This is a genomic window from Nocardioides pini (assembly GCF_026712185.1).
Classification (GTDB): Bacteria; Actinomycetota; Actinomycetes; order Propionibacteriales; family Nocardioidaceae; genus Nocardioides; species Nocardioides pini.
Map to the genome: position 1 here is coordinate 169,422 of NZ_JAPPUX010000001.1, position 23,500 is coordinate 192,921.

The following is a 23,500-nucleotide window of genomic DNA, read 5'->3' on the forward strand; positions in this document are numbered from 1 at the left end:
CACAGGCAGAGCACCCACCGACCAGGAGGAGAGGGCCGTGGCCCGTCGAGACGACGACTTCGTCGCCTTCGTGGACGCCCGCTCCGCAGCCCTGCTGCGGACGGCACGACTGTTGACGGCCGGCGACCGGCACGCCGCCGAGGACCTGGTGCAGACCGCGCTGGAGAAGGCCTACGTCGCGTGGCCGCGGATCCGGCGCAAGGGGGCCGAGGAGTCGTACGTCCGCTCGATCATGACCCGGTCGGCCATCGACCGGACCCGCCAGCGCACCCGCCGCGGCGAGGTCGTCACCGACGACGTGCCCGACCTGCCGGTGGACCCGGTGGGCCCCGAGGACCGCGACCACGTCCTCGCGCTGCTGGGCGCGCTGCCGCCGCGGCAGCGGGCGGTCATGGTGCTCCGTTACTACGACGACCTCAGCGAGGCGCAGATCGCCGAGGCGCTCGGCTGCAGCGCCGGCACGGTGAAGGCCCACGCGTCCCGGGCGCTCGCCACGATGCGGCGCCTGTCCGTCGACCCCGCCCCTCTGTCAGGAGTGCAGCGATGACGCCCGACACCCAGCTGCGCATGCGGCTCACCGCCGCCGTCGCGGACACCACGACTCCTCCCGGCCTCGCCCGCGCCGCCCTGGGCGGCGGGCGTCGCCGGCGCCGCCGTCGTACGGCGAGTGCGCTGGCGCTCGCAACCGCGGCCGTCATCGGGGGAGTGCTGCTCCTCCCCGACGGTGGCCCGACGGCGGTCGAGGGACGAGTGGCCGCCGGCGGCGACGACGGGCGGGTCGCTGGGCTGTCGTGGGCCCGGTCGCTTCCGATGGGCGCCGATCCGGCGCTGCCCTTCTTCGGCGCGGAGGACGCCCTGTGGAGCAACGGCGAGCGCTACGGCGTACCGGACGAGGTGAACCGGTCGATGCCACCCCGCGCGGTCGACGGCGGCTGGTTGGTCTTCCTCGGAGAGGACTATCCCGACATGCGGCTGGCGGTGCTCGGCACGGACGGTGCGCTCACGCCCCTGCCGCCCGCGCCGGGCGGGCTGGACAATGCGGAGGCAGTCGCCGTCTCCGCCGACGGCCGCCAGGTGGCCTACGACAGCCTGCTTGTCGACCTTCCCACCCTTGACGCGACCGAGCTGCCGCACGGCCCGGAGGCCGAGGAGGCAAACGGCTACTACACCGGCGTCCGCGTCATCGGCTTCGGCGAGGAGGGGCTGGTCTACGAGGGGGCGCCGTTCGACCGGGGCATCGGCACCCTGTGGGTGCTCCACCCCGATGGCACCTCGGTCGAGGTACCGCTGCCGGACGGCACGCACGTGCCTCAGGGAGGCGGGGCGGACATCGCGGTGGCCTACGACTACGCGCGCGACGACTCCGACACGTGCGTGACCTCCTGGCACCTGCGCGACGGCGCGTGGCAACAGGAGCAGACCGGGTGCATGGGCCACTCCCTCGGCGAGGCACTCTCCGTCTCCCCCCGGGGGGACTGGTTGCTGACCGACGACGTGCCGGACGTGTGGAACCTGTCCCGCGGGCGATGGGAGCGGATCGACATGCCCGAGGGCATCGGTGCCGAGCAGATGCTGGCGCAGGGTGGCGGCGCGGTCTGGGAGACAGACGACGCCTTCCTCCTGCCCGTCGCCGACCGGTGGACGGGCCCCGCGACGCCGGAGCCGACCTTCGACCAGGTGGTCCAGGTGGTGCGCTGCTCGATCCTGAGTGGCCGGTGCGAGCGCGCCGGCGCGGCGCAGGAGGTCCGCGTCACCTCGACGATGTGGGACAGCACGGCGTTGGGGTTCGTCGATCAGTAGGTGCGCCACCAGAGGTTGACCGCGTAGTCGACCTCGGTCCCCGCGTGGGACGCGAGGGCCTCCTCGGCCGCCTCGGGCGGCAGCTCGATGCGGACGACCGACTCGAGGTCGTCGCGCGAGGCGAAGGACCAGCCCATGTCGATGGGCCGGCGCTGCCAGCCGTGCATCGACCAGAAGCGCTCGACCGCGTCGGGGTCGACGTCGGGGAAGCCGCGCCGGAACCATCGCCCGAAGGTGGACCGGGTCGGGTCGTTGTCCACCACGAACGCCGTGCCCCCGCGGCGTACGACCCGGTCGAGCTCGCGCAGACCGGGCTCCGAGCCGGGCCCGAAGAAGTACGCCCAGCGCGCGTGGGCCACGTCGACGGACGCGTCGGGCAGGGGGAGGGTCTGTGCGCCGCCCTCGAGGACGCGGACGTGGGCCAGCGAGCGCGTACGACGGCGGGCGAGCGCGACGAGCGGTGGGTACGGCTCGACGCCGACCACCTGCGCGGCGGAGGCGGCGAACAGCGGGAGGTGGTAGCCGCTGCCGCAGCCGACGTCGAGGACTGTGCGCCCCGCCCAGTCGCCGATCTCGCGCATCGCGGTGGCGACGCGGTCGTGCGGATCGGCCGCGCGGTTCTCGAGCTCGTAGAGCTCGGGGGTGTTCCAGATGTTGGGGCTCGGCCTGGGTTCCATCGTCTCCCCCCACCGTCCCGTCGTCAGGAATCCCCGGTCATCCGGGGATCCAGGGAGGACCCCGGGATCAGATCCGGACGAGGCCGTTCGGGGTCTGCAGCTGGACCGCGACGATGCCGGGGGTGCCGTTGGGGGCGACCCACTCGACCTTCACGTCCTCCAGGGGCGCCTCGACGGTCTCGCCGAGCCACTCGCTGACGCGCTGGGGGTCGCCGGCGATCTCGAGGCAGGCGAGGGAGTACTCGCCGGTCGCGCCGGTGCTGGGGTGCAGCTCCGCGGAGGACTGCCACTGGATGAAGAACGGCAGCTGCGGGTCGGAGATCAGGCCGTTGACGCCGATCTGCTGCCACAGCAGCTCGGTGCCGTCCGGGCGGCGACGGTTGCCCTTGACCGCCTCGCGGCCGAGGCGGGCCTCGATGGGGGCGATGTCGGCCACCGACACGACCCAGCCCATCCAGCCGCCGCCCAGGGCGGAGCGGGCGCGGACGGCCTGGCCGAACGGTGCCTTGTCGCTGGCCGGGTGGTCGAGGACCTCGACGATCTCCATGTAGATGTCGCCGGCCAGCGGCAGGGTCATGTTGCGGGTGCCGAAACGGGGATGGATCCCACCGTCGACGAAGTCGGTGCCGAGCAGCCCCCCGATGCGCTGGGCGGTGCTGGCAAGTCCATCAGGTCCGGCGGCGAAGCTGACGTGGTCCAGGCGCATGACCAGATTCTGGTCCGAGCGCATGGCGGTCTTGACACCGGGGTCCTGTTCTCTTGATGTCAAGACGTGCCGGCGAGCCTCAGCATCAGGTCGCGCACGTCCGTGGCGGCCACCGAGCCGGCGATCGCGTCCGGGTCGCTGCACACGAGCATGGGTCCCATCGTCGGGTCCTTCGGGAGCCGGCCGTGCGTGCCGCGCACCGGGGAGGGGTCGAGCGGCACGACCTTCATCGCGTAGCGCAGTCCCGCCATCTTCCTGGCGAGCGTGAGCCCGGCCTTGAGCTTGACCGCCCGGTCCTCCGGGTCGAAGAACAGCTCGGCGGGGTCGTAGCCGGGCTTGCGGTGGATCTCCACGCCCCTGGCGAAGTCGGGGGCGCGGGCGTCGTCGAGCCAGTAGTAGTAGGTGAACCAGGCGGTCTCGTCGGCGACGAGCACCAGGTCCCCGGAGCGCTCGTGGTCGAGGCCGTACGCCGTCTGCGCGGCGCGGTCGAGCACCTGGTCGACGCCCGGCAGCTCGGCGCACAGCCCGCGGACCGTCTCGAGGTCGGCGGGGTCGTCGACGTAGACGTGTGCGACCTGGTGGTCGGCGACCGCGAAGGCCCGCGAGGTCCACGGGTCGAGGTACTCCATGCCGTCCTGGGTGTAGACCTCGAGGAGGCCGCTGCGGCGCAGCATCCGGTTGACGTCGACGGGCTGGTCGGCGTCGGTGATGCCGTACTCCGAGAGCACCAGCGTGGTGACGCCGGTCCGCTCGGCGTCGTCGAGCAGCGGCGCCAGCGCGGCGTCGACCTCGCGCGCGGCGCGCACGGCCTCGTCCGAGTCGGGACCGAAGCGCTGGAGGTCGTAGTCGAGGTGCGGGACGTAGCAGAGGGTGAGGTCGCTGCGCGGCATCAGCCGGCGGGTGGCCGCGATGATCCACTGGCTCGAGGCGATCGCGGCGGTCGGGCCCCAGTAGGTGAACAGCGGGAACTCGCCGAGCTCGCCGACCAGCTCGTCGTGGAGCTCGGGCGGGCGGGTGTAGCAGTCGGGCGCCTTCTTGCCGTCGGCGTAGTAGATCGGCCGCGGCGTGACGGTGTAGTCGGTGGTCGCGCCCATGGCGTACCACCAGCACACGTTGGCGACGGTGTAGTCGGGCCGCTCGCGCCGGATCGTCTCCCACACCTTCTCGCCGTCGACGAGCTTGTTGTGCTGGCGCCACAGGAAGACCTCGCCCAGCTCGCGGAAGTACCAGCCGTTGCCGACGGCGCCGTGACCCGACGGCGGCAGGCCGGTGAGGAACGTCGACTGCACCGAGCAGGTCACGGCCGGGAGGACCGGCTCGAGGGTCGCCTGCGATCCCGCGTCGGCGAGGCGGCGCAGTCGCGGCATGTGCCGGAGCAGGTCGGGGGTCAGGCCGACGAGGTCGACGACGAGCAGCTTGGGGTGGGCCACGGTGGCGTCCTGTCTGGGTGTGGGGGAGGGGCGGAGGTCTTCAGTCGAGCGGGGTGAGGCCGAGGCCGACGAGCTCGTCGCGGACCCAGGCGAGCTCGGCGGCGAGGCCGGCGGCCAGGGCGTCGTCGTCGGCCGGGGCGCCGTCGGGGAGCACGGACCAGGTGTAGGTCTCGACCTCGAGGTGGTCGGTGCGCGCGGTGTCACCACCGAGGAGGGCGGCGAGCGAGGCGCGCAGGTCGTCGCGGCTGTTGCGCAGCGGCGGGGCGGGGTCGGCGTGGACCGGCACGTGGAAGTGCACCCGCCACGGCGAGCGGTCGTCGAGCGGCCGGCGGCCGTCGAGGGCGTCGGGGAGGTCGTCGCGGGACGCGAGCCGCTGGCCCACGCGCTGGCGCACCTGGTGCAGGAAGCGGTCCTCGGAGTACGACGTCAGCGCGGCGCGCGCCTCCGGGTCGGCCGGGTCGTCCACGACGAGGGCGGCGGCGGGCTGCACCTTGACGACGTCGAGACCGGCGGCGTCGAGCCGGGCGAGGGCGTCGGTCGCGTCCTCGAAGCCGACGGCGAGGTGGCAGAGGTCGAGGCACACGCCGATCCGCTCGCGGTCGACGGCGTCGAGCCGCTCCACCGCCTCGGCGATGGTCTCGATGACGCAGCCGGGCTCGGGCTCGAAGGCCACCCGCACGGTGCGGCCGGTCTCGGCCTCGACCTCGGCCAGTCCCTCGGCGAGCGCCTTGAGGTGCAGCTCGGCGTGGGACTGGCGGTCGGCCAGCCACGGTGCGCGCCAGGCCAGCGGCAGGGTCGAGATGCTGCCCCGGACGGCGTCTGCCGGCATCAGCGCGGCCAGCACGCGCGCCACGTCGAGGGTGTAGTCGAGGCGCGAGCGCTCGGCCCACGTCGGGTGGTAGACGCGCTTCTTGACGACCTCGTCCTGGAAGGCGGCGTAGGGGAAGGCGTTGAGGGTGACGATCTCGACGCCGTGCTCGTCGATCGCGTCGCGCAGCCGGCTGACGGCGTCGAGGTCGGAGGCGAGGCGGCGCGCGGCCGCGGCGGGGAGCCACATCCCGAGGCCGACCCGGTCGGTGCCGAGGTGCTCGCGCAACCGGTCGCCGTACGTGCCGACCTGGGCGACGATCCCGTCGACGTCCTCGGCGGGCAGGACGTTGGTGCCGTAGCCGAGGTGGACGACGGTGCCGTCGGGGTGCTGCAGCCTCATCGTCAGTCCCGCGAGCCGCGCAGGATCGAGTTGCCCTCGAAGGTCGCCGACGCGTCGGCGCCCGTGGCCGCGTCGTCGGCGAGGTCCGGGTCGACCAGCAGCCGGCCGCTCTGCCCGAAGAACTCGACCGGGTTGCGCCAGAGCACGCGGTCGACGTCGTCGGCGGAGAAGCCCGCCTCGAGCATCGCCGCGCCGGTCTTCGCGGTCTTGAGCGGGTCGCTGCGGCCCCAGTCGGCGGCGGAGTTGACGAGCACCCGGTCGAGCCCGCGGCGCTGCAGGATGGCCACCATCCGGTGCTCGTCCATCTTGGTGTCGGGGTAGATCGAGAAGCCCATCCAGCACCCGGCCTCGTCGACCTGGTCGACGGTGACCTCGTTGAGGTGGTCGACGACGACCATGCCGGGGGCGAGCCCCGACTCGGTGACGAGCTCGAGGGTGCGGCGGGTGCCCTGCTCCTTGTCGCGGTGGGGCGTGTGGACCATCGCCGGCAGCTCGAACTCCACGGCGAGCTCCAGCTGCCGCACGAACGCCTTCTCCTCCTCGACGGTCATCGAGTCGAAGCCGACCTCACCCACGGCGACCACCCCGTCCTTGGCGAGGTAGCGCGGGAGCACGTCGAGGACCTCGGCGCACCGCGGGTCGTTGGCCTCCTTGGGGTTCAACGCGATCGTGCAGTGGTGGGCGATCCCGAACTGAGAGGCACGGAACCGCTCCCAGCCCACGAGGGCGTCGAAGTAGTCGGTGAACGAGCCGACGCTGGTGCGCGGCTGGCCCAGCCAGAACGCCGGCTCGACGAGCGCGCGGACGCCGGCGGCGTGCATCGCCTCGTAGTCGTCGGTGGTGCGCGACGTCATGTGGATGTGCGGGTCGAAGATGCGCATCAGGAGTCCTTCGGCTTCTCGGGTGAGGCGGCGCAGGCGTCGAGGACGACCTGCACGTCGGGGGGTACGTCGCGGCCGGCGGCCTCGCGCTCGCGCCGGTAGCGCTGCACCATCTCGGCCAGCTCGCGGTCGGCGCGGCGCGTGAGCCCGGTGACCGCGGCGACGGGCACGCCGGTGAAGAGGCACTTGAGGACGCCCTGGCGCCAGGCGTCATCGTCGAGCCGGTCGCTGTGCGGGCCCATGGCGGCCGCGACGAGGCGGGTGTCGTTGGTGCGCAGCGCGTCGAGCAGGAGGTCGGTCCCGTCCACCTCGTCGGGGGCGCCGGACAGGGCGTGCAGCACCGCGCGCTTCTCGTCGCTGTCGCCGTAGCGGTAGACCTCGCGCAGCTCGGCCAGCAGCGGCTCGGGGTCGAGGGAGCGGCCGGCGGTGCGTACGAGGGCGACGCGCACCGCGTCCTCCAGCAGTACGCCGTCGGCGCCGGCGAGCGGGCCGCGCCCGGTCCTCCGTGCCGCGGCGGGGAAGGCCCGGCCCAGCCGGGTCGGGTCCTCGGCCACCTCGGCCGTGAGCGCGTCGAGCTGCGCCCGAGAGCGCTCGTCGAGCGCGCCGCGGAGGGTGTCGTCGTCGGCCAGCGGCCGGATCTCGGTCACGGGGTGGCTCCTTCCGTGTCGGTGTGGACCAGGCGGGCAAGGGAGGCACGCAGCGCGCCGATCTGCCGCGCGGCGACCTTGGGCGCCGCGTGGGAGTGGCGGGGGAGCTCGACGCTCGCGAGCCCGGCGAAGCCCGTGTCGAGCAGCGCGCCCAGGACCGCGTCCAGGTCGAGGGTGCCGGCGCCGAGCTCGAGGTGCTCGTGGACGTCGCGCACCATGTCGTCGACCTGCACGTTGCCGATGAGCGGGCCGGCCAGGGCGACCGACGCCTTCGGGCTGCGGGGCTCGTTGCACACGAGGTGCCCCAGGTCGAGGGTCAGGCGAAGGTGGTCGGGCTCGCCTAGCCGGCGGCGCAGCTCGAGGGCCTCGTCGACCGTGTCGACGTGCATGCCGGGCTCGGGCTCGACGCAGACGGTCACGCCGAGCTCGTGCGCGAGGTCGAGCACCGGGCCGAGGCCGTCGGTGAGCCGGCGCCAGCCGTCCTGGGCACTGGCCCCCTCGGGCAGGACGCCCGACCAGCACGACATCGCCTCGGCGCCCAGCTCGGCGGCGATGCGCACGGCACGGGTCAGCAGCTCGACCCGCGGGCCGCGGTCGCCGTCGCTGACCAGCGTGGGCTCGTGCTTGTGCCACGGGTCGAGGACGTAGCGCGAGCCGGTCTCGATCACGACGGCCAGCCCGTGGTCGGCCAGGGACTTCGCGGCGCGTGCGGTCTGGGCGACCGCGTCGCTGGCGAACGGGTCGAGGTGCGGCTGGTCCAGGGTGAGCGCGACCCCGTCGTAGCCGAGCCCCGCGATCACCGCGCAGGCGTCGGGGAACCGGTGGCCGGAGAAGCCGTTGCTGCCGTAGCCCAGGCGGAGCCGGCGCTGCTCCGGGGCGCTCACGTCGGGCTCCAGCGGCGCGAGAGGGCGCGGTAGGCGGGGCCGGCTCCGACGACGGTCGCCGCGGCAGCCAGCCTGCCGCGGCGCGCGAGCCAGGCACCCTGGAGCAGGGAGAACCCGCCGATCCCGGTGCGGGTGGCGGCGCGTGCCGCCTCGGCGGTGGGCTGCCGGGCGGCCCGGGCCTGGGCGCGGCCGACCACGACGGCGTACGCCGCCGACAGGCCGACGCCGACCGCGCGGGCGAGGCGGCCGGCGTGCGGGTCGTGGAACGCCGCGTGGGCGGTGGCGGCCGCGACCGTGACGGTGCCTGCGGTCACCGCGGCGGCGACCTCGGGCCGGGTGCCGTGCACCTCGCCGCGGCTGAGCCAGGTGAGCCCCGCCGTGTGCGTCGTCATCGCGAGGGCGGGCTGCCAGGCGCTGGTCGGGGAGGCGTGGGCGCCGAGGAGCACGTCGAGCCCGCGCGTCGAGGCCATCGCGAGCGGCCCGACGGCGGCGTCCTTCGCGACGGCGTCGTAGGCCACCACCATGAGGGCGAGCGGCGCCGCGACGGCGACGGCCGAGCGACCGCCGACCAGGGCGGCCACGCCGAGTCCGGCAGCACCGAGCCCGGCGGCCACGGCGAGGGCGGCGTCGGGGCTGATCCGGCCCGAGGGGATCGGCCGTTCGGGCCGCTCCTCGGCATCCACGTGGCGGTCGCACCAGTCGTTGAAGGCCATCCCGGACCAGTAGAGGCAGGTGGAGGCGATCGGCATCGCCCAGCCCCGCCCGGTCGACGCCGCATGGGCGGCGCCGGACCACGCGTCCCCGGGGATGGAGAACGCGGCGGGGGTCCGGGTCAGCTCGACGAGGTCGGCGACCCTCACGTCGTCACCCGGTCGGCGCACTCCGTCGACCAGGCGAGCAGGGCGTCCCACTGCTGCGCGAGTCGGTGCTCCTGCGAGCCGATCGGCTGCTTGAAGAAGAACCCGAGGGCGGCCAACGGGCCGGTCTCGCCGACGGCCATCGCCCGCGCGGTGAGGCGGGCGAGGTCGAGCACCAGCGGCGCCGCGAGGGCCGAGTCGCAGCCCTCCCAGGTGAACTGCATCGTCATCCGGGTGCCGAGGAAGCCGTCGAAGCGGACGTGGTCCCAGGCCGTCTTCCAGTCGCCGAGGTCCTCGACGTAGTCGATGTGCATCGGGCCGGGCACCGGGTGGCCGAGCATCGACTCCAGCCCCGAGCGCTTGGTGCTGGTCTTGCTCTCCCGCGCGGCGGGGTCGGACAGGGTGGACCCGTCGCCGCCGCCGAGCAGGTTGATCGAGGTCCACGACCGCACCGCGAGCGAACGGGTCGCGAACATCGGCGCCAGCGCCGACTTCACCAGGGTCTCGCCCGTCTTGCCGTCGCTGCCGGCGTAGGGGAGTCCACGGTCCGCGGCGAGCTCGACCAGGGCGGGGACGTCGATTCCGGGGCTCGGGGTGAAGGCGACGTAGCCCGCTCCGGCCAGGACGGCGGCGCAGGCGTAGACCGAGCTCGGCGACAGCGGTGCGCGCCCGGCCGCCCAGGCCGCCTCGAGGCCGGCCCAGCTGGCGGCATCGGAGCCGGCGTCGTGCGGCGGCTCGGTGCTCGACACGTCGACCACCACCACCCGGTCGACGGCGGAGGCGAACTCGCGGATGTCGTGGGCGAGCCGTTCCACGTCCGCGCGCTGGTCGGTGGAGTCGCCGTGGCGCACACCCGGGCGCAGCCGGGCCTCGGTCGCCTCCAGCTCGGCAGCGACCTGGCGCGCGAGGATCCCGGGCACCACGCCGCCCGCCACCAGCCGCTCGGCCTGCTTGACGAGCGGGAGGGTGTCGACGTCGTGGCCGCCCACGACGATGTCGGCGTACGCCGGCAGGCCGCGCGCGTCGAGGTCGGGGTGGGCGCAGACGCAGCCGGTCTCGTCGGTCAGGTGGGCGGCGAGCGCGCTCAGGCCGATCGTCGCGGTGGTCGCGAGGGAGCCGCGGGCGCCGATGAACCAGATGCCGAGAGTGCCGCCTTGACCGTGATCTCCGGTCCGGGGGTTGGGGGAGGGTGCCACCTGTCGAAGGTAATGCACGTCACAACCACTTTCAACGGAGGGTCCAGCACTTTTGCGCGGCGTTCACTCAAAAGTGCTGCGGTGACGCGGGGTGCAGGGCGAGCGCCGAGCGAGAAACCACGTGGGCCTCGCAGTGCCGCACCAGCTCGGCGTACGCCTGGGCGCCCATCAGCTCGACCAGCTCGGGCTCGTTCGTGACGTAGAGCGGCTCGGGCGCCACGTGCGCCTCGGTGTTGCCGGAGCAGTACCAGTCGAGGTCGTGCCCACCCGGACCCCAGCCGCGGCGGTCGTACTCCCCGATGGAGACCTCCGTGTAGGAGGTGCCGTCCTGCCGCTCGACCTCGCGGAACTGGCGGCGGATCGGCAGCTGCCAGCACACGTCGGGCTTGGTCTCCAGCGGGTTGCGGCCCTGGCGCAGTGCGAGCCCGTGGAGGGCGCAGCCGGCGCCGACGTGGCCGGCGCTGCTGGTGAAGTCGGTGCGGTTGTGGAAGACGCACGCCTGCTGGCCGTCGACCTCGACGACCCGCGTCTTGCGCTCGCCGTCCTCGTCGGTCTCGATCCAGTCGGCCTTGCGGACCCCCCGGCCCGGGTGGAGCTGCCAGTCGTCCGGGGTGAGCTCGGCGACGAACGCCGCGACCCGCTTCTCGTCGTCCCGGTCGGCGAAGTGCGCGCCCAGGGTGCAGCAGCCCACGTCGGGCGCGTCGGCGTAGATGCCCTGGCACCCCTGGCCGAAGATGCAGGTGTAGGCCGACGTCAGCCACGTCAGGTCGCAGCGGAACACCTGGGAGTCGTCGGCGGGGTCGGCGAACTCGACGAACGCGCGGGGGAAGACCAGGTCGACTTCGGGCACGCACGCCAGCCTAGTGGCGACACCCCGGCCTAGTAGCGTGGCAGGCATGCGCCTGGGCGTCCTCGACATCGGATCCAACACCGGCCACCTGCTGGTGGTCGACGCGCACGGCGGAGCCGCCCCGCTCCCGGCGTCCTCGCACAAGCAGCCGCTGCGGCTGGCCGAGCACCTCGACGAGGACGGCGCGGTCACCAAGAAGGGCATCAAGGCCCTCACGGACTTCTGCGCCTCCGCGACGCAGATCGCCGAGGACAAGGGCTGCGAGGAGATGCTCGGCTTCGCCACCTCCGCCGTGCGCGACTCGGTCAATTCCGACGAGGTCCTCGCCCACGTCGAGAAGCACAGCGGCGTGGCGCTCGAGGTGCTGTCGGGGGAGGACGAGGCCCGCCTGACGTTCCTGGCCGTGCGCCGCTGGTTCGGCTGGTCGGCCGGTCGCCTCGCGGTCTTCGACATCGGCGGCGGGTCGCTGGAGATCGCCGGTGGCACCGACGAGGCCCCCGACGTCGCCTGGTCGCTCCCGCTGGGTGCTGCCCGGATCGCGCGCGCCTGGTTCGGCGGCGGCCCGCCCTCCGAGGACGACGTGCGCGAGCTGCGCAAGCAGGTGCGCGCCGAGATCGCCCGCGACGCCGGCCACCTGCTGCGCGGCGGCGTGCCCGACCGGGCGGCCGCGACCTCGAAGACCTTCCGCTCGCTGGCGCGGATCTGCGGCGCGGCGCCGAGCGGCGACGGCCCGCTCGTGCCGCGGGCGATCGAGCTCGAGACGCTGACGAGCTGGATCCCCAAGCTGATGGACATGTCCGCCGACGAGCTCGCCGAGCTGCCCGGGGTCTCGCCCAGCCGCACGCACCAGATCGTGCCCGGGGCGCTCGTCGCCGAGGCCTGCATGGACATCTTCGACCTGACGGAGCTCGAGATCTGCCCGTGGGCGCTGCGCGAGGGCGTGATCCTCGAGCGGCTCGACCAGATCTCGGTCATCACCCGGGTGCGCTGACCATGTCCACGCCCTCCGTCCCGCTGATCGGACTGTCCTCCGCGTCGGTCTACCCCGAGTCCACGGCGCACGCCTTCGGGTGGGCGGCGCAGCTCGGCTACGACGCCGTGGAGGTGATGGTCGGCATCGACTCGCTGAGCCAGCAGGTCGACGCGGTGAAGAAGCTCAGTGACCACCACCAGGTCCCGATCTGCGCCGTCCACTCGCCCTGCCTGCTCTTCACCCAGCGGGTCTGGGGCACGGACCCGTGGGTCAAGCTCGAGCGGTCGGCCGAGATGGCCGAGGCGGTCGGGGCCGACGTGGTCGTGGTGCACCCACCGTTCCGGTGGCAGAAGGACTACGCCGCGGGCTTCGTCGAGGGCATCGCCTCGCTCGAGGCGCGCACGGGCATCGCCTTCGCGGTGGAGAACATGTATCCGTGGCGGGCGTCCTCGCGCCGGGCGATGGAGATGTACCTGCCCGGCTGGGACCCCAGCTCGGAGGACTACGCCAACACCACGATCGACCTCTCCCACGCGGCCATCGCCCGCAGCGACGTCATCGCGATGGCCGACCGGATGGGCGACAGCCTCCGCCACATCCACCTCACCGACGGCACCGGCTCGGCCAAGGACGAGCACCTCGTGCCCGGTCGCGGCGTGATGAAGGCCGAGGCGTTCCTGCGCCACCTCGCCGGCCGCAGCTTCTCCGGCCACGTCGTGCTCGAGATCAACACCCGGCGGGCCGCCGACCGGGCCGAGCGCGAGGCCGACCTGGCCGAGTCGCTCGAGTTCGCCCGCGCGCACCTCGCCGTCCCGACGCCGTGAGCCCCCGGTGACGCCCCCAGCGAGCCAGCGCACGTCCCGCGGCCGTCGCCCCGGAGCTCCCGACACCCGGGCCGAGGTCCTCGCCGCAGCCCGGGCGTCGTTCGCCGAGAAGGGGTTCCGGGCCACGACGATCCGCGCCGTCGCGGCCTCCGCCGGTGTCGACCCGGCGCTCGTGCACCACTACTTCGGCAGCAAGGACGACCTCTTCCTCGCCGCCCTGCAGATGCCCGTCGACCCGCGCGAGGTGCTGGGGCCCGTGGTCGCCCTGGGGCCGGACGGTGCCGGCGAGCGGCTGCTGCGCACGTTCCTGTCGGTCTGGGACGACCCCGAGACCCAGGTGCAGCTGCTCGCGGTCGTCCGCTCGGTGATCGCCGCCGACGGCGCGACGCTGCTCCAGGAGGGCTTCATCCCGGTCGTCGTCGGACCAGTGCTGGCCCAGCTCGTCGCCGACCGGCCCGAGGAGCGGATCCCGCTCGTCGCCAGCCAGGTCATCGGCCTGATCGTGACCCGCTACGTCCTCGCGCTCCCGCCCATGGCCCAGATGCCCGCCGAGGACGTGGTGGCGCGGGTGGGCCCGGTGATCCAGCACTACCTGACCGGCGACCTGCCCCAGTCGCGCAGCACGTAGCGCTCGCCACGGCCTTGACGACCGCCGAGCCCTGCGCGCACAATTCAACACATGATGAAAAACGTCGTGGAGGTGCGCGACCTCGTCGTCGTACGCGGTGAGCGGGAGGTGCTGCCCGGCATCTCGCTGGACGTCCAGGCGGGCGTCACCGGCCTGCTCGGTCCGAGCGGGTGCGGCAAGACGACGCTGATGCGGTGCCTGGTCGGCGCGCAGCAGCTGCGGTCCGGGACGGTGGAGGTGCTGGGGGAGCCGGCGGGCAGCGCGCCGCTGCGCACCCGGGTCGGCTACGTCACCCAGGCCGCCAGCGTCTACGACGACCTCACCGTCGCGGAGAACCTCGCGTTCTTCGCCCGCGTGCTCGGCGTGGACCGCGCCCAGGTCGACGAGGCCGTCGACGCGGTGGGCCTCGACGACCACCGCGACCAGGTCGTGGGCCGGCTCTCGGGGGGCCAGCGCAGCCGCGCCAGCCTCGCCGTCGCCCTGCTGGGTACGCCGGACCTGCTGGTGCTGGACGAGCCGACCGTCGGGCTCGACCCGGTGCTGCGCCGCGACCTGTGGGACCTGTTCCACCGGATCGCCGACCGCGGGGCCGCCGTGCTGGTCTCGAGCCACGTCATGGACGAGGCCGAGCGCTGCCACCGGTTGCTCCTGATGCGCGAGGGCCGGATCATCGCCGACGGCTCGCCGGACGAGATCCGCCGCACCACCGGCGCCCGTGACGTCGAGCAGGCGTTCCTCCACCTCGTCGAGGGCCGGGGTGACGCGGCATGAGCACCGTCCCGATGAGCCCCCAGATCACGATGGCCGTGGCCGGCCGCGTGCTCACGCAGGTCCGCCGCGACCACCGCACGGTGGCGATGCTCCTGGTCGTCCCCTGCGTGCTGATCACCCTGCTGTGGTGGATGTTCCTGGACCTCCCCGGCGACCTCTTCGACCGCTTCGGGCCCGGCCTGCTGGCGATGTTCCCCTTCATCGTGATGTTCCTGGTGACGAGCGTGACGACGCTGCGCGAGCGGTCGTCCGGAACCCTCGAGCGGCTGCTCACGATGCCCCTCGGCAAGCTCGACTTCCTGCTCGGCTACGCGATCGCCTTCGGCCTGCTGGCCGCGGTGCAGTCGACGCTCGCGGTGGCGGTGAGCGTCGGACTCCTGGGCCTCGAGGTCACCGGCCCGGTCTGGCTGCTCGGCGTCGTGGCGGTCGCCGACGCCGTCCTCGGCGCGGCGCTCGGGCTGCTGGTCAGCGCCTTCGCGACGACGGAGTTCCAGGCCGTGCAGTTCATGCCGGCCTTCGTGCTGCCCCAGATCCTGCTGTGCGGGCTCTTCGTGCCGCGCGAGGCGATGCCCGCCGTGCTCGAGGCGATCAGCAACGTCCTGCCGATGTCGTACGCCGTCGACGCCATGCAGGAGCTCGTCGGGGCGGCCGACACGGCCGAGGTGTGGCGCGACGTGCTGGTCGTCGCCGCGTTCGCGCTGGGTGCGCTCGCGCTCGGCGCCGCCACCCTCAGGCGCCGGACGCCCTGACCGGGACCCGGCTGAACAGCCACGCCGCCGCCGCGAACAGGCCGGCGTACATCACCGTCAGCATGACGACGTCGCCGATCGAGGCGGTCGCCGCGTCGGCGGCCACCATCGCGACCGCGACGACCCCTGCCACCACCGTGGTCGCGGCGGCGGCGCCGAGGGCGAGGACCATGCCGCTCGCCCGGAACCGGGTCGCCGCAGCCACGACGAGCAGGACGGCCGGGGCCGCCAGGTAGAGCCAGTCCCGGTCGCCGTCGCCGACGATGCCGAGGGCGCCGATGCCGAGCAGCAGGAACAGCACGGTGCCCACCGACACGGCCAGCGCGAGGGCGTAGCGCGAGGTGGGGGAGGCGAGGGTCGGAGTCATGCCACCGACGCTAGGAGACCACCCGCCCGGAGTGGGTGGAGGAGGTGTGAAGGTTCGGTGCAGGTCCGGGGAGGGTGTCGGCGTAGCCTTGCCGCCATGTCGTTGCTCCGCCAGCCGATCCTCCTCCTCGCCCGCAGCCAGGGCGTCAAGAAGCTCGTCTCGACGATGCCCGTCTCGAGCTCCATCGTGACCGGCTACGTGCCGGGCGAGACGACCGCCGACGCGGTGTCGGCGACGTCCGCACTGGTCGACGACGGCCTGCGGGTGACGCTCGACTACCTCGGCGAGGACACCACCGACGCCGCCCAGGCCGACGCCACGGTCGCGGCCTACAAGGAGCTGCTCGCCGACCTGGCGGCCAAGGGCCTCGCGCCGCACGCCGAGGTCTCGGTCAAGCTCAGCGCGATCGGCCAGTTCCTCCCGGACAACGGCCACAAGGTCGCCCTCGAGAACGCCCGCGACATCTGCCGCGCCGCCCGCAACGCCGGCACCACGGTGACCCTCGACATGGAGGACCACACCACCACCGACTCGACCCTCTCGATCCTGCGCGAGCTCCGCAAGGACTTCCCCGAGACGGGCGCCGTGCTCCAGGCGATGCTGCGCCGCACGGAGGCCGACTGCCACGCCCTCGCCTACGAGGGCTCACGCGTGCGGCTGTGCAAGGGCGCCTACATGGAGCCCGAGCAGGTCGCCTTCCAGGACCGGCTCGAGGTCGACAAGTCCTACGTGCGCTGCCTCAAGGTGCTGCTCGGTGGCCAGGGCTACCCGATGATCGCCACCCACGACCCGCGGATGGTGCAGATCGCCTCCTCCCTCGCCAGCCGCTTCGGCCGGCGGCCCGGCACCTACGAGTTCCAGATGCTCTACGGCATCCGGCCCGAGGAGCAGAAGCGGCTCGCGGCGGCCGGCGAGACCGTGCGCGTCTACATCCCCTACGGCACCGAGTGGTACGGCTACCTGATGCGCCGCCTCGCGGAGAAGCCGCAGAACCTCGGGTTCTTCGTCCGCTCCCTGGTCTCCAAGCGGTAGCCCCGCCGGCGCTGCGCAGTAGATTGGCGGCATGAGCACAGCGATCATCGGGGCCGGCGTCATGGGCGAGACCCTGCTGTCCGGGCTCGTGCGTGCCGGGCGCCGCGTCGACCAGCTGATGGTCGGCGAGAAGCGCCCGGAGCGGGCGCACGAGCTCGAGGAGCGCTACGGCGTGGCCGTCGTCTCCAACCGCGAGGCCGCCGCCAAGGCCGACACCGTCGCGCTGGTGGTCAAGCCGCAGGACATGGGCGACGTGCTCGACGAGATCGCCCCCGACCTGCGCCCCGGCCAGCTGCTCGTGTCGCTGGCCGCCGGCATCACGACGTCCTACATCGAGTCGCGCGTGCCCGAGGGTGTGGCCGTCGTCCGGGTCATGCCCAACACCCCGGCGCTCGTCGACGAGGGCATGGCCGCCATCTCGCCCGGCTCGCACTGCGACGAGTCGCACCTGACCGAGGCCGAGTCGCTGATGGCCTCGACCGGCAAGGTGCTGCGCATCCCCGAGAAGCAGATGGACGCCGTCACCGCGATCTCCGGCTCCGGTCCGGCCTACATCTTCTTCGTCGTCGAGTCGATGATCGAGGCGGGCGTCCACCTCGGGCTGCCCCGGGCGACGTCGACCGAGCTGGTCGTGCAGACCCTCGTCGGGTCGGCCGCGATGCTCCGCGAGACCGGCACCCACCCCGTCGTCCTGCGCGAGCAGGTCACCTCGCCCAGCGGCACGACCGCCTCCGCCCTCCGCGAGCTCGAGATCCACAGGGTCCGGGCGGCCTTCCTCGCCGCCATGGAGGCTGCTCGCAACCGCTCTCGCGAGCTGGCCGAGGGCAACTGACCGCCGAGGGTGGGAGTAACGTCCGCCACATGGAGTGTGCGGGGCCCGCGTCGGTCGTCTTCGACCAGACGCTCTGTCAGTACGACTTCGGGCCCACGCACCCGATGTCGCCGGTACGTGTCGACCTGACGATGCGCCTGGCCGACGAGCTCGGTGTCCTCGACGGCATCAATCGCGTCGACGCCCCGGTGGCCACCGTCGAGCAGATCGCGACCGTCCACGACCAGGGCCTCATCGACGCCGTCACCCGGGCCGGGGCCACCCCCGGCTTCGAGGACGCCGCGCGCGGCCTCGGCACGGAGGACGACCCGGTGTTCGCCGACATGCACCGGGCCAGCGCCCACGTCGTGGGTGCCACGCTGGAGGCGATGCGCCAGGTCTGGAGCGGGGAGTCGCTGCACTCCGTCAACATCGCCGGCGGCCTGCACCACGCGATGCCCGACAAGGCGAGCGGCTTCTGCATCTACAACGACGTGGCGGTGGGCATCAGGCAGCTGCTCGCCGACGGCGCCGAGCGGGTCGCCTACGTCGACATCGACGTCCACCACGGTGACGGCGTCGAGAAGGTCTTCTGGGACGACCCGCGGGTCCTCACCGTCTCCCTGCACGAGACCGGGCAGATGCTCTTCCCCGGCACCGGCTTCCCGAGCGACACCGGCGGCCCCGGCGCCGAGGGCACGGCGGTCAACGTCGCGCTGCCGCCCGGCACCGCCGACGCAGGCTGGTTGCGCGCCTTCCACGCCGTCGTACCCCCGCTCCTGCGCGAGTTCGCCCCCCAGGTGCTGGTCACCCAGCACGGCTGCGACTCCCACATGAACGACCCGCTCGCCCACATGATGCTCAGCGTCGACGGCCAGCGGGCGGCCTACCTCGCCCTGCACGAGCTCGCCCACGAGGTCGCCGGCGGCCGGTGGGTCGTCACCGGCGGTGGCGGCTACTCCGTCGTCGACGTCGTGCCGCGTGCCTGGACGCACCTGCTGGCCGTCGTCGCCGGGTCCCCGATCGACCCCACGCAGCCGACGCCTCCGGCGTGGCGGGCCTACGTCGAGGAGGTGCTCGGGGCGACCGCGCCGCACCGGATGACCGACGGCCGCACGCCGGCCTATCGCGACTGGTCGGGCGGCTACGACCCCGAGACCTGGCTGGACCGCGCCATCAACGCCACCCGCACCGAGGTCTTCCCGCTCCACGGGCTCGACCCCCTGCCCTGAGGCACCGGTCCACGCCCGGACAACTGGGAAGCAACCCGACACGCCGTAGTCACACAAGTTTCTCTGGCGTTCCTCTTCCCCACGCGTCACGCGAGCCCTATTGTCAGCGAGAGCGGCACGCCTGTGACGCCGGTGCGGAAGCCGGCGCCGTCGCCGCGCAGAAGGATCGGTGCACACCATGGCTGAGAACACCCCTGGCGACATGTCCGAGGCGCAGTTCCTGACCATCGCCGAGGTCGCGGCCAGGATGCGCGTCTCGAAGATGACGGTCTACCGGCTCGTGCACGGTGGCGAGCTGCCCGCCGTCCGCGTCGGCCGGTCCTTCCGGGTCCGCGAGGACGACGTCAACGAGTACCTCCGCAAGAGCTTCTACAACGCCGGCTGACGACGCTCGTCCCCGGCGGGGATCCACGGGTCCGACTCGATTCCGCGCTGCCCGCACCCGGCAAGTAGGGTGAGCGGGTCCGACCGACGAACGTCGGTCGCAAGGAAAGGTCTGATTCGTGGGTTCTGTCATCAAGAAGCGGCGCAAGCGCATGGCCAAGAAGAAGCACCGCAAGCTTCTCAAGAAGACGCGCGTGCAGCGCCGCAAGCTCGGCAAGTAGCACCCCTCGACCATGGGGCGGGTCGTGCTGGTCACCGGGATCTCCCGGGACATCGGCCGACGATTCGCGCGCGCCGCGACCGACGACCCGTCCATCGACCGGGTCATCGGCGTGGACGCGGTCCCACCGCGCGGTGACATCGGCGACGTCTCCTTCGTCCGCGCCGACATCCGCACCCCGGTCATCGCGAAGGTCATCGCGAAGGAGGACGTCGACACCGTCGTCCACATGAGCGTGATCGCGACCCCCGGCTCCGCCGGCGGTCGCGGGACGATGAAGGAGCTCAACGTCATCGGCTCCATGCAGCTGCTCGCTGCGTGCCAGAAGTCGACGACCGTCGACCGGCTGGTCGTGAAGTCGACCACCACCGTCTACGGCTCCGGGCCTCGTGATCCTGCGATGTTCACCGAGGACATGGGCCCCAAGCGCCTGCCCTCCTCGGGCTACGCCAAGGACGTCTACGAGATCGAGGGCTACGTCCGCGGGTTCGCCCGCCGGCGACCCGATGTCGACGTCACGATGATCCGGGCGGCCAACGTGGTCGGCCCCCACGTGTCGAGCCCGCTGACCAACTACTTCCGCCTCCCGGTCATCCCGCGGGTCCTCGGCTTCGACCCGCGGCTGCAGCTCCTCCACGAGGACGACCTGATGCGGGTGCTGCGCCACGCCGCCACGACCGGGGTGCCCGGCACCTTCAACGTCGCCGGCGACGGGGTGATGACGCTGAGCCAGGCCGTACGACGCCTCGGCACGCCGTCGGTCTCGCTCCCGCGCTTCGCGGTCGGCCGGCTGGGTGCGACCATGCGCCAGGCCCGCGTGTCGGACTTCTCGCCCGAGCAGCTGGGGTTCCTGACCTACGGTCGAGGGGTGGACACCACCCGGATGCGCACCGTGCTCGGCTTCGAGCCGCAGTTCACCACGGCGGAGGCGTTCGCCGACTTCTGCCAGTCCGTCGCGCCCGCCGTGCGTGAGGGGGCCGGTCGTGCGTGAGGAAGCCCGCCGCCCCCGGGGCGACGACGCCGTCGTCATCCCGATCGGCACCGGCGGCCGTCCCGGCCGCGGCACCGGCAGCGCCCGGCCGTCGTCGGCCGCGCGCAACCTCGCCCCGTCGGCCCGCAAGGCGTCGGCCCGCAAGGCGTCGGCCGGGAAGGCGGGGGCCCGCAAGGCCGGGAGCAAGCCACGCGACGCCGCCGGACCCACGGCCGCTCCGTCCGGCGAGGAGTCCGCGCCGCCACCCCCCGACGAGACGTCGACCGACGGCTCCGCGCAGGCGCCCACCACCGGCATCCCGGTCGGCGAGTGGCTGGCGGCCGCGCAGGACGCCGCGCAGGAGGTCTTCGGGGCCGACTGGGAGCGGCGTGTCGCCGAGCTGATGGCGTTCGTCCGCCGCCGCCTCGAGGGCCACTACGAGGTCGACGACTACGGCTTCGACCGCGAGCTGACCGAGCGCTTCTTCATGACCGCGCTGCGGCCGATCGCGGAGAAGTGGTTCCGGCTCGAGGTCCGCGGCCTCGAGAACATCCCTGCCGAGGGCGGTGCCCTCGTGGTCTCGAACCACTCCGGGACGGTCCCGGTCGACGGCCTGATGACGATGCTGACGGTGCACGACCACGCGGGCCGCTCCCTGCGCCCGCTCGGCGCCGACCTGGTCTTCAAGCTGCCCCTGGTCAGCTCCCTCGCCCGCAAGAGCGGCGCCACCCTGGCCTGCACCGAGGACGCGGAGCGGATGCTGTCGGGCGGTGAGCTCGTCGGCGTCTGGCCGGAGGGCTTCAAGGGCATCGGCAAGCCGTTCAGCGAGCGCTACAAGCTGCAGCGGTTCGGGCGCGGCGGCTTCGTCTCGGCCGCGCTGCGCACCGGCGTACCCATCATCCCGCTCTCCGTCGTGGGGGCCGAGGAGATCTACCCGCTCGTCGGCAACGTCCCGTCGCTGGCGCGGCTGCTCGGGGTGCCCTACATCCCGATCACGCCGTTCTTCCCGTGGCTCGGCCCCCTCGGCCTGGTCCCGCTGCCCTCGAAGTGGATCCTCGAGTTCGGCGAGCCGATCCGCACCGACACCTACGAGCCCGGCGAGGCCGAGGACCCGATGCTGGTCTTCAACGTGACCGACCAGGTGCGCGAGACCATCCAGCACACGCTGTTCGACCTGCTGCGCGAGCGCGGCGGCGTCTTCGGCTGACCCCCTGCAGAGCGGGCGGGACAGCGGTCAGGGCAGGAGGCCGCCGGTGGCGTCGTCGAGCGTGCCGCCCGTGATCCCGTCGAGGGTGCCGGTGACCTCGCCGATGAGCCCGCCGGTCGCGTCGTCGGCGCCCGACGTGAGGCCGCCGAGCGCACCGCCGGTGACGTCGTCGAGCTGGCCGGTCACGGAGCCGGTGGTGTCGGTGACGCCCTCGGTGACGTCGTCGGTCGTGCTGGTCACCGTGTCGGTGAGGTTCTTGGTGATGTCCTTGACCGGCTTGGTCGGGTCGGCCTTCCCGGGATCGGTGCCGGTCGGGACGGGCGCCACGGAGCCCGGGCCGAGGGCCGTGCTCGTCTGCGTGGTCGGCACGACCTGCTGCGGGTCGAGGGCCTCGGGGACCTCGATCCCGGTCAGGTCCTGCCCGGAGATCGGCGCGCCCTCCAGCGTGAGCTGGTCGGTGTCGAGCCCGCTCACGAGGTCGGCGGGCTCGGCCTCGGCACTGGACAGCAGGAAGTCCGGCACCGCGGTGATCCCGCCGGTGCAGGACCGGCAGACGTTGCTGACCTCGAGGTCGAGGTCAGCGAGGGTCCGGCCGGCGGCCAGCAGGTCGTCACGCGCGCTGTCCGGCAGCTCGCCCTGGAGGCGCTCGAGGCGGTCCATGCTGGTGGCGGTGAAGTCACGCGCGTCCTGCGCGTCGTCCACGCTCCCGGTGGCCTCGTAGGAGGCGAGCAGGGTGCGCACGCCGTCGCTCGACTGACGGGTGAAGGTGTCGAGCGTCTCGGGCACGCGCTGGTCGTCGCCCCCGTCCTCGGCGGCCAGCTCCTCCAGCTCGGTGAGGCGGGTCCCGGCCTGGGCGAGCAGGGTGCGACCGCGGTCTGCGTCGTCGGTGGCGAGGCGCACCTGGGCGGACTCGATGCCACGCTTGACGCCGTACAGGGACTCGCCGGGCAGCGCGGTCTGCGCCGCGACCGCCATCGTGGCGGCCGAGCCCACGAGCGCGACGCCGCCGAGGACGGCGCCGATGCGGCGCTGGCGGGTGCGCGACGAGGCGGGCATCGCCAGTCGCGACGGCGCGGGCGGCTGCCGGACCAGGGCCGTGTCGGCCTCGGCCATCAACCGCTCGCGCAGCGACGCCACGAACTCGGGCCTCGCCTCGACGGGTGGCACCGCCCGCAGGCCGGCGACGACCTCGAGCAGGTCGGCGTACGGCTCGGCGTCTCGCTCCGAGGGCGCGGCCGTGGGGTCACGGGAGAGGAGTGCCTCGAGCTCGTCGGCACGTCGTCGTGCCGAGAAGGGGGCTGTCATCGCGGTCGTCCTGTCTCACAGCGGGCGGGTCCTCCCACTGGGACGAACGAGCCAGACGAGGCAGGGGTTACGGGGTGTGTCACGTGTCTCTCAACCCCTCCGGCAACAGCTTGGCGAGATTGCGCACGCCCCGCAGCTGGAGCTGCTTGACCGCGCCGTCGGAGCGGTCGAGGGCCTTCGCCGTCTCCGCGATCGACAGGCCCTGGAGGAACCGCATGACGAGGCAGTCGCGCTGCTCGACCGGCAGCTCGGTGAGCGCCGTGAGCAGCACCTCGTTGGTGAGGCCGGCGATGACCGTGTTCTCGGGCCCCTCGGTGGTGTCGTCGTGCGCGGTCATGTCCTCGGTGGTCATCTCGAGGCGGGTGCGGCCGGCCTTGAAGTGGTCCATGGTGAGGTTGCGCGCGATCGTCATGAGCCAGGCGCCGAAGTCCTTGCCCTGCCACCGGAAGTTGTTCATGCTGCGCAGCGCCCGGAAGAAGGTCTCCGAGGTGAGGTCCTCGGCGAGCGTCTGCGAGCGGGTGCGGTAGTACAGGAAGCGGTAGACCGAGGCCTGGTAGTGGTCGTAGAGGAGGCCGAACGCCTCCTTGTCGCCGGCACGGGCGAGCTCGACGAGGGCGATCAGCCGCTCGCGCTCGGCCTCGTCGACCTCGGAGGACGTCGCACGGTCCTCGTCGCCGACGGGGCCGGAGCCGTGGCGTCCGTCGGGTCCGCCGACGGAGGCCGCACCGGGCGTGGCGGTCTCGGCGAGCAGGACGTGGCCCACGGGCTGGAGGGCGGGCAGCAGGACGGCCCGCACGGACGGGCGGGGGGACAGGGCAGCGAGGACGGCGCGCCGGAGCGCGTCCATGCCTGCCTCGAAGGCACGATCGAGGTCGTTCGTCGACCGCAT

27 protein-coding genes are annotated in these 23,500 nt (G+C 73.1%); 14 read left to right on the plus strand and 13 right to left on the minus strand.

The window, feature by feature from the left end; all coding sequences use genetic code 11:
- The first annotated feature begins 37 nt into the window (after positions 1–37).
- On the plus strand, positions 38–547 hold the full coding sequence (locus tag NYO98_RS00815) for a SigE family RNA polymerase sigma factor (RefSeq protein ID WP_268109618.1): 510 nt from the start codon (positions 38–40) through the stop codon (positions 545–547).
- A complete protein-coding gene (locus NYO98_RS00820; protein ID WP_268109619.1) occupies positions 544–1,800 on the plus strand; it encodes a hypothetical protein in 1,257 nt (418 codons plus the stop codon). The genes NYO98_RS00815 and NYO98_RS00820 overlap by 4 nt, the downstream gene beginning before the upstream one ends.
- Here the strand turns inward: NYO98_RS00820 and NYO98_RS00825 are convergent.
- From NYO98_RS00825 to NYO98_RS00870, 10 genes are all read right to left on the minus strand, one after another.
- On the minus strand, positions 1,794–2,477 hold the full coding sequence (locus NYO98_RS00825) for a class I SAM-dependent methyltransferase (protein WP_268109620.1): 684 nt from the start codon (positions 2,475–2,477) through the stop codon (positions 1,794–1,796). The two genes, NYO98_RS00820 and NYO98_RS00825, sit on opposite strands and share 7 nt — an antisense overlap.
- A 67-nt stretch (positions 2,478–2,544) precedes the next feature.
- Entirely contained in the window at positions 2,545–3,183 is a 639-nt protein-coding gene (locus tag NYO98_RS00830; RefSeq protein ID WP_268109621.1) for a VOC family protein, read from the minus strand.
- 59 nt (positions 3,184–3,242) lie between these two features.
- The gene (locus tag NYO98_RS00835) at positions 3,243–4,613 is read right to left on the minus strand and encodes an alkaline phosphatase family protein (RefSeq protein ID WP_268109622.1); all 1,371 of its coding nucleotides are present in this window, start codon (positions 4,611–4,613) and stop codon (positions 3,243–3,245) included.
- Positions 4,614–4,653: 40 nt separating this feature from the next.
- Positions 4,654–5,823 (minus strand): metabolite traffic protein EboE, encoded by a 1,170-nt coding sequence (eboE, locus tag NYO98_RS00840; protein WP_268109623.1) that lies wholly within the window; start codon positions 5,821–5,823, stop codon positions 4,654–4,656.
- A 2-nt stretch (positions 5,824–5,825) separates the two neighbouring features.
- A complete protein-coding gene (locus NYO98_RS00845) occupies positions 5,826–6,704 on the minus strand; it encodes a TatD family hydrolase (RefSeq protein WP_268109624.1) in 879 nt (292 codons plus the stop codon).
- Entirely contained in the window at positions 6,704–7,351 is a 648-nt protein-coding gene (locus tag NYO98_RS00850; protein WP_268109625.1) for an EboA domain-containing protein, read from the minus strand. The genes NYO98_RS00845 and NYO98_RS00850 overlap by 1 nt, the downstream gene beginning before the upstream one ends.
- The gene (locus NYO98_RS00855) at positions 7,348–8,235 is read right to left on the minus strand and encodes a sugar phosphate isomerase/epimerase family protein (protein WP_268109627.1); all 888 of its coding nucleotides are present in this window, start codon (positions 8,233–8,235) and stop codon (positions 7,348–7,350) included. The genes NYO98_RS00850 and NYO98_RS00855 overlap by 4 nt, the downstream gene beginning before the upstream one ends.
- Entirely contained in the window at positions 8,232–9,095 is an 864-nt protein-coding gene (locus NYO98_RS00860) for an SCO3242 family prenyltransferase (protein WP_268109628.1), read from the minus strand. The genes NYO98_RS00855 and NYO98_RS00860 overlap by 4 nt, the downstream gene beginning before the upstream one ends.
- Positions 9,092–10,288, minus strand: coding sequence for an inositol-3-phosphate synthase (locus tag NYO98_RS00865; RefSeq protein ID WP_268109629.1), 1,197 nt, complete (start codon positions 10,286–10,288; stop codon positions 9,092–9,094). The genes NYO98_RS00860 and NYO98_RS00865 overlap by 4 nt, the downstream gene beginning before the upstream one ends.
- Before the next feature lie 67 nt (positions 10,289–10,355).
- Positions 10,356–11,138, minus strand: coding sequence for a hypothetical protein (locus NYO98_RS00870; protein ID WP_268109630.1), 783 nt, complete (start codon positions 11,136–11,138; stop codon positions 10,356–10,358).
- 46 nt (positions 11,139–11,184) lie between these two features.
- Here NYO98_RS00870 and NYO98_RS00875 point away from each other — a divergent pair, with 46 nt between their 5' ends.
- The 5 genes from NYO98_RS00875 to NYO98_RS00895 are packed head-to-tail and all read left to right on the plus strand — an operon-like array spanning position 11,185 to position 15,083.
- Positions 11,185–12,129 (plus strand): Ppx/GppA phosphatase family protein, encoded by a 945-nt coding sequence (locus tag NYO98_RS00875; protein WP_268109631.1) that lies wholly within the window; start codon positions 11,185–11,187, stop codon positions 12,127–12,129.
- Between the two features lie 2 nt (positions 12,130–12,131).
- Positions 12,132–12,935 (plus strand): sugar phosphate isomerase/epimerase family protein, encoded by an 804-nt coding sequence (locus tag NYO98_RS00880; protein WP_268109632.1) that lies wholly within the window; start codon positions 12,132–12,134, stop codon positions 12,933–12,935.
- Between the two features lie 7 nt (positions 12,936–12,942).
- Positions 12,943–13,563, plus strand: coding sequence for a TetR/AcrR family transcriptional regulator (locus tag NYO98_RS00885; RefSeq protein WP_268109633.1), 621 nt, complete (start codon positions 12,943–12,945; stop codon positions 13,561–13,563).
- Positions 13,564–13,614: 51 nt separating this feature from the next.
- Positions 13,615–14,334, plus strand: coding sequence for an ABC transporter ATP-binding protein (locus tag NYO98_RS00890; RefSeq protein WP_268109634.1), 720 nt, complete (start codon positions 13,615–13,617; stop codon positions 14,332–14,334).
- Positions 14,331–15,083: an ABC transporter permease gene (locus NYO98_RS00895; protein WP_268109635.1), complete on the plus strand. Its 753-nt coding sequence runs from the start codon at positions 14,331–14,333 to the stop codon at positions 15,081–15,083. Before NYO98_RS00890 ends, NYO98_RS00895 begins: the two co-directional genes overlap by 4 nt.
- Here NYO98_RS00895 and NYO98_RS00900 read toward each other — a convergent pair.
- On the minus strand, positions 15,064–15,450 hold the full coding sequence (locus tag NYO98_RS00900) for a hypothetical protein (RefSeq protein ID WP_268109636.1): 387 nt from the start codon (positions 15,448–15,450) through the stop codon (positions 15,064–15,066). The two genes, NYO98_RS00895 and NYO98_RS00900, sit on opposite strands and share 20 nt — an antisense overlap.
- Positions 15,451–15,546: 96 nt before the next feature.
- Between NYO98_RS00900 and NYO98_RS00905 the strand changes: the two genes are divergently transcribed.
- From NYO98_RS00905 to NYO98_RS00935, 7 genes are all read left to right on the plus strand, one after another.
- Complete coding sequence (locus NYO98_RS00905; protein ID WP_268109637.1) at positions 15,547–16,482, plus strand: proline dehydrogenase family protein; 936 nt, start codon at positions 15,547–15,549, stop codon at positions 16,480–16,482.
- A 31-nt stretch (positions 16,483–16,513) separates the two neighbouring features.
- Complete coding sequence (proC, locus tag NYO98_RS00910) at positions 16,514–17,314, plus strand: pyrroline-5-carboxylate reductase (RefSeq protein ID WP_268109638.1); 801 nt, start codon at positions 16,514–16,516, stop codon at positions 17,312–17,314.
- Between the two features lie 29 nt (positions 17,315–17,343).
- The gene (locus NYO98_RS00915; RefSeq protein ID WP_268109639.1) at positions 17,344–18,525 is read left to right on the plus strand and encodes an acetoin utilization protein AcuC; all 1,182 of its coding nucleotides are present in this window, start codon (positions 17,344–17,346) and stop codon (positions 18,523–18,525) included.
- Between the two features lie 178 nt (positions 18,526–18,703).
- Positions 18,704–18,910, plus strand: a complete 207-nt coding sequence (locus NYO98_RS00920) for a helix-turn-helix domain-containing protein (RefSeq protein WP_191194381.1) — start codon at positions 18,704–18,706, stop codon at positions 18,908–18,910.
- A gap of 118 nt (positions 18,911–19,028) precedes the next feature.
- On the plus strand, positions 19,029–19,130 hold the full coding sequence (locus NYO98_RS00925; RefSeq protein ID WP_008356322.1) for a 30S ribosomal protein bS22: 102 nt from the start codon (positions 19,029–19,031) through the stop codon (positions 19,128–19,130).
- A gap of 12 nt (positions 19,131–19,142) precedes the next feature.
- Complete coding sequence (locus tag NYO98_RS00930; protein ID WP_268109640.1) at positions 19,143–20,120, plus strand: NAD-dependent epimerase/dehydratase family protein; 978 nt, start codon at positions 19,143–19,145, stop codon at positions 20,118–20,120.
- Complete coding sequence (locus NYO98_RS00935; protein ID WP_268109641.1) at positions 20,113–21,306, plus strand: lysophospholipid acyltransferase family protein; 1,194 nt, start codon at positions 20,113–20,115, stop codon at positions 21,304–21,306. Before NYO98_RS00930 ends, NYO98_RS00935 begins: the two co-directional genes overlap by 8 nt.
- Positions 21,307–21,333: 27 nt before the next feature.
- Here the strand turns inward: NYO98_RS00935 and NYO98_RS00940 are convergent, their stop codons facing one another.
- Both NYO98_RS00940 and NYO98_RS00945 read right to left on the minus strand, forming a co-directional pair.
- Complete coding sequence (locus NYO98_RS00940) at positions 21,334–22,611, minus strand: DUF5667 domain-containing protein (RefSeq protein WP_268109642.1); 1,278 nt, start codon at positions 22,609–22,611, stop codon at positions 21,334–21,336.
- Between the two features lie 79 nt (positions 22,612–22,690).
- Positions 22,691–23,500: a sigma-70 family RNA polymerase sigma factor gene (locus NYO98_RS00945; protein WP_268109643.1), complete on the minus strand. Its 810-nt coding sequence runs from the start codon at positions 23,498–23,500 to the stop codon at positions 22,691–22,693.

What these genes read in the sequence shown, in the direction of transcription:
- NYO98_RS00820 (WP_268109619.1), top strand. Translation starts at nt 544, where the DNA reads ATGACGCCCGACACCCAGCTGCGCATGCGGCTCACCGCCGCCGTCGCG.
- NYO98_RS00825 (WP_268109620.1), bottom strand. Translation starts at nt 2,477, where the DNA reads ATGGAACCCAGGCCGAGCCCCAACATCTGGAACACCCCCGAGCTCTAC.
- NYO98_RS00830 (WP_268109621.1), bottom strand. Translation starts at nt 3,183, where the DNA reads ATGCGCCTGGACCACGTCAGCTTCGCCGCCGGACCTGATGGACTTGCC.
- eboE (WP_268109623.1), bottom strand. Translation starts at nt 5,823, where the DNA reads ATGAGGCTGCAGCACCCCGACGGCACCGTCGTCCACCTCGGCTACGGC.
- NYO98_RS00845 (WP_268109624.1), bottom strand. Translation starts at nt 6,704, where the DNA reads ATGCGCATCTTCGACCCGCACATCCACATGACGTCGCGCACCACCGAC.
- NYO98_RS00875 (WP_268109631.1), top strand. Translation starts at nt 11,185, where the DNA reads ATGCGCCTGGGCGTCCTCGACATCGGATCCAACACCGGCCACCTGCTG.
- NYO98_RS00880 (WP_268109632.1), top strand. Translation starts at nt 12,132, where the DNA reads ATGTCCACGCCCTCCGTCCCGCTGATCGGACTGTCCTCCGCGTCGGTC.
- NYO98_RS00890 (WP_268109634.1), top strand. Translation starts at nt 13,615, where the DNA reads ATGATGAAAAACGTCGTGGAGGTGCGCGACCTCGTCGTCGTACGCGGT.
- NYO98_RS00895 (WP_268109635.1), top strand. Translation starts at nt 14,331, where the DNA reads ATGAGCACCGTCCCGATGAGCCCCCAGATCACGATGGCCGTGGCCGGC.
- NYO98_RS00900 (WP_268109636.1), bottom strand. Translation starts at nt 15,450, where the DNA reads ATGACTCCGACCCTCGCCTCCCCCACCTCGCGCTACGCCCTCGCGCTG.
- NYO98_RS00905 (WP_268109637.1), top strand. Translation starts at nt 15,547, where the DNA reads ATGTCGTTGCTCCGCCAGCCGATCCTCCTCCTCGCCCGCAGCCAGGGC.
- proC (WP_268109638.1), top strand. Translation starts at nt 16,514, where the DNA reads ATGAGCACAGCGATCATCGGGGCCGGCGTCATGGGCGAGACCCTGCTG.
- NYO98_RS00915 (WP_268109639.1), top strand. Translation starts at nt 17,344, where the DNA reads ATGGAGTGTGCGGGGCCCGCGTCGGTCGTCTTCGACCAGACGCTCTGT.
- NYO98_RS00920 (WP_191194381.1), top strand. Translation starts at nt 18,704, where the DNA reads ATGGCTGAGAACACCCCTGGCGACATGTCCGAGGCGCAGTTCCTGACC.
- NYO98_RS00930 (WP_268109640.1), top strand. Translation starts at nt 19,143, where the DNA reads ATGGGGCGGGTCGTGCTGGTCACCGGGATCTCCCGGGACATCGGCCGA.
- NYO98_RS00940 (WP_268109642.1), bottom strand. Translation starts at nt 22,611, where the DNA reads ATGACAGCCCCCTTCTCGGCACGACGACGTGCCGACGAGCTCGAGGCA.
- NYO98_RS00945 (WP_268109643.1), bottom strand. Translation starts at nt 23,500, where the DNA reads ATGCGGTCGACGAACGACCTCGATCGTGCCTTCGAGGCAGGCATGGAC.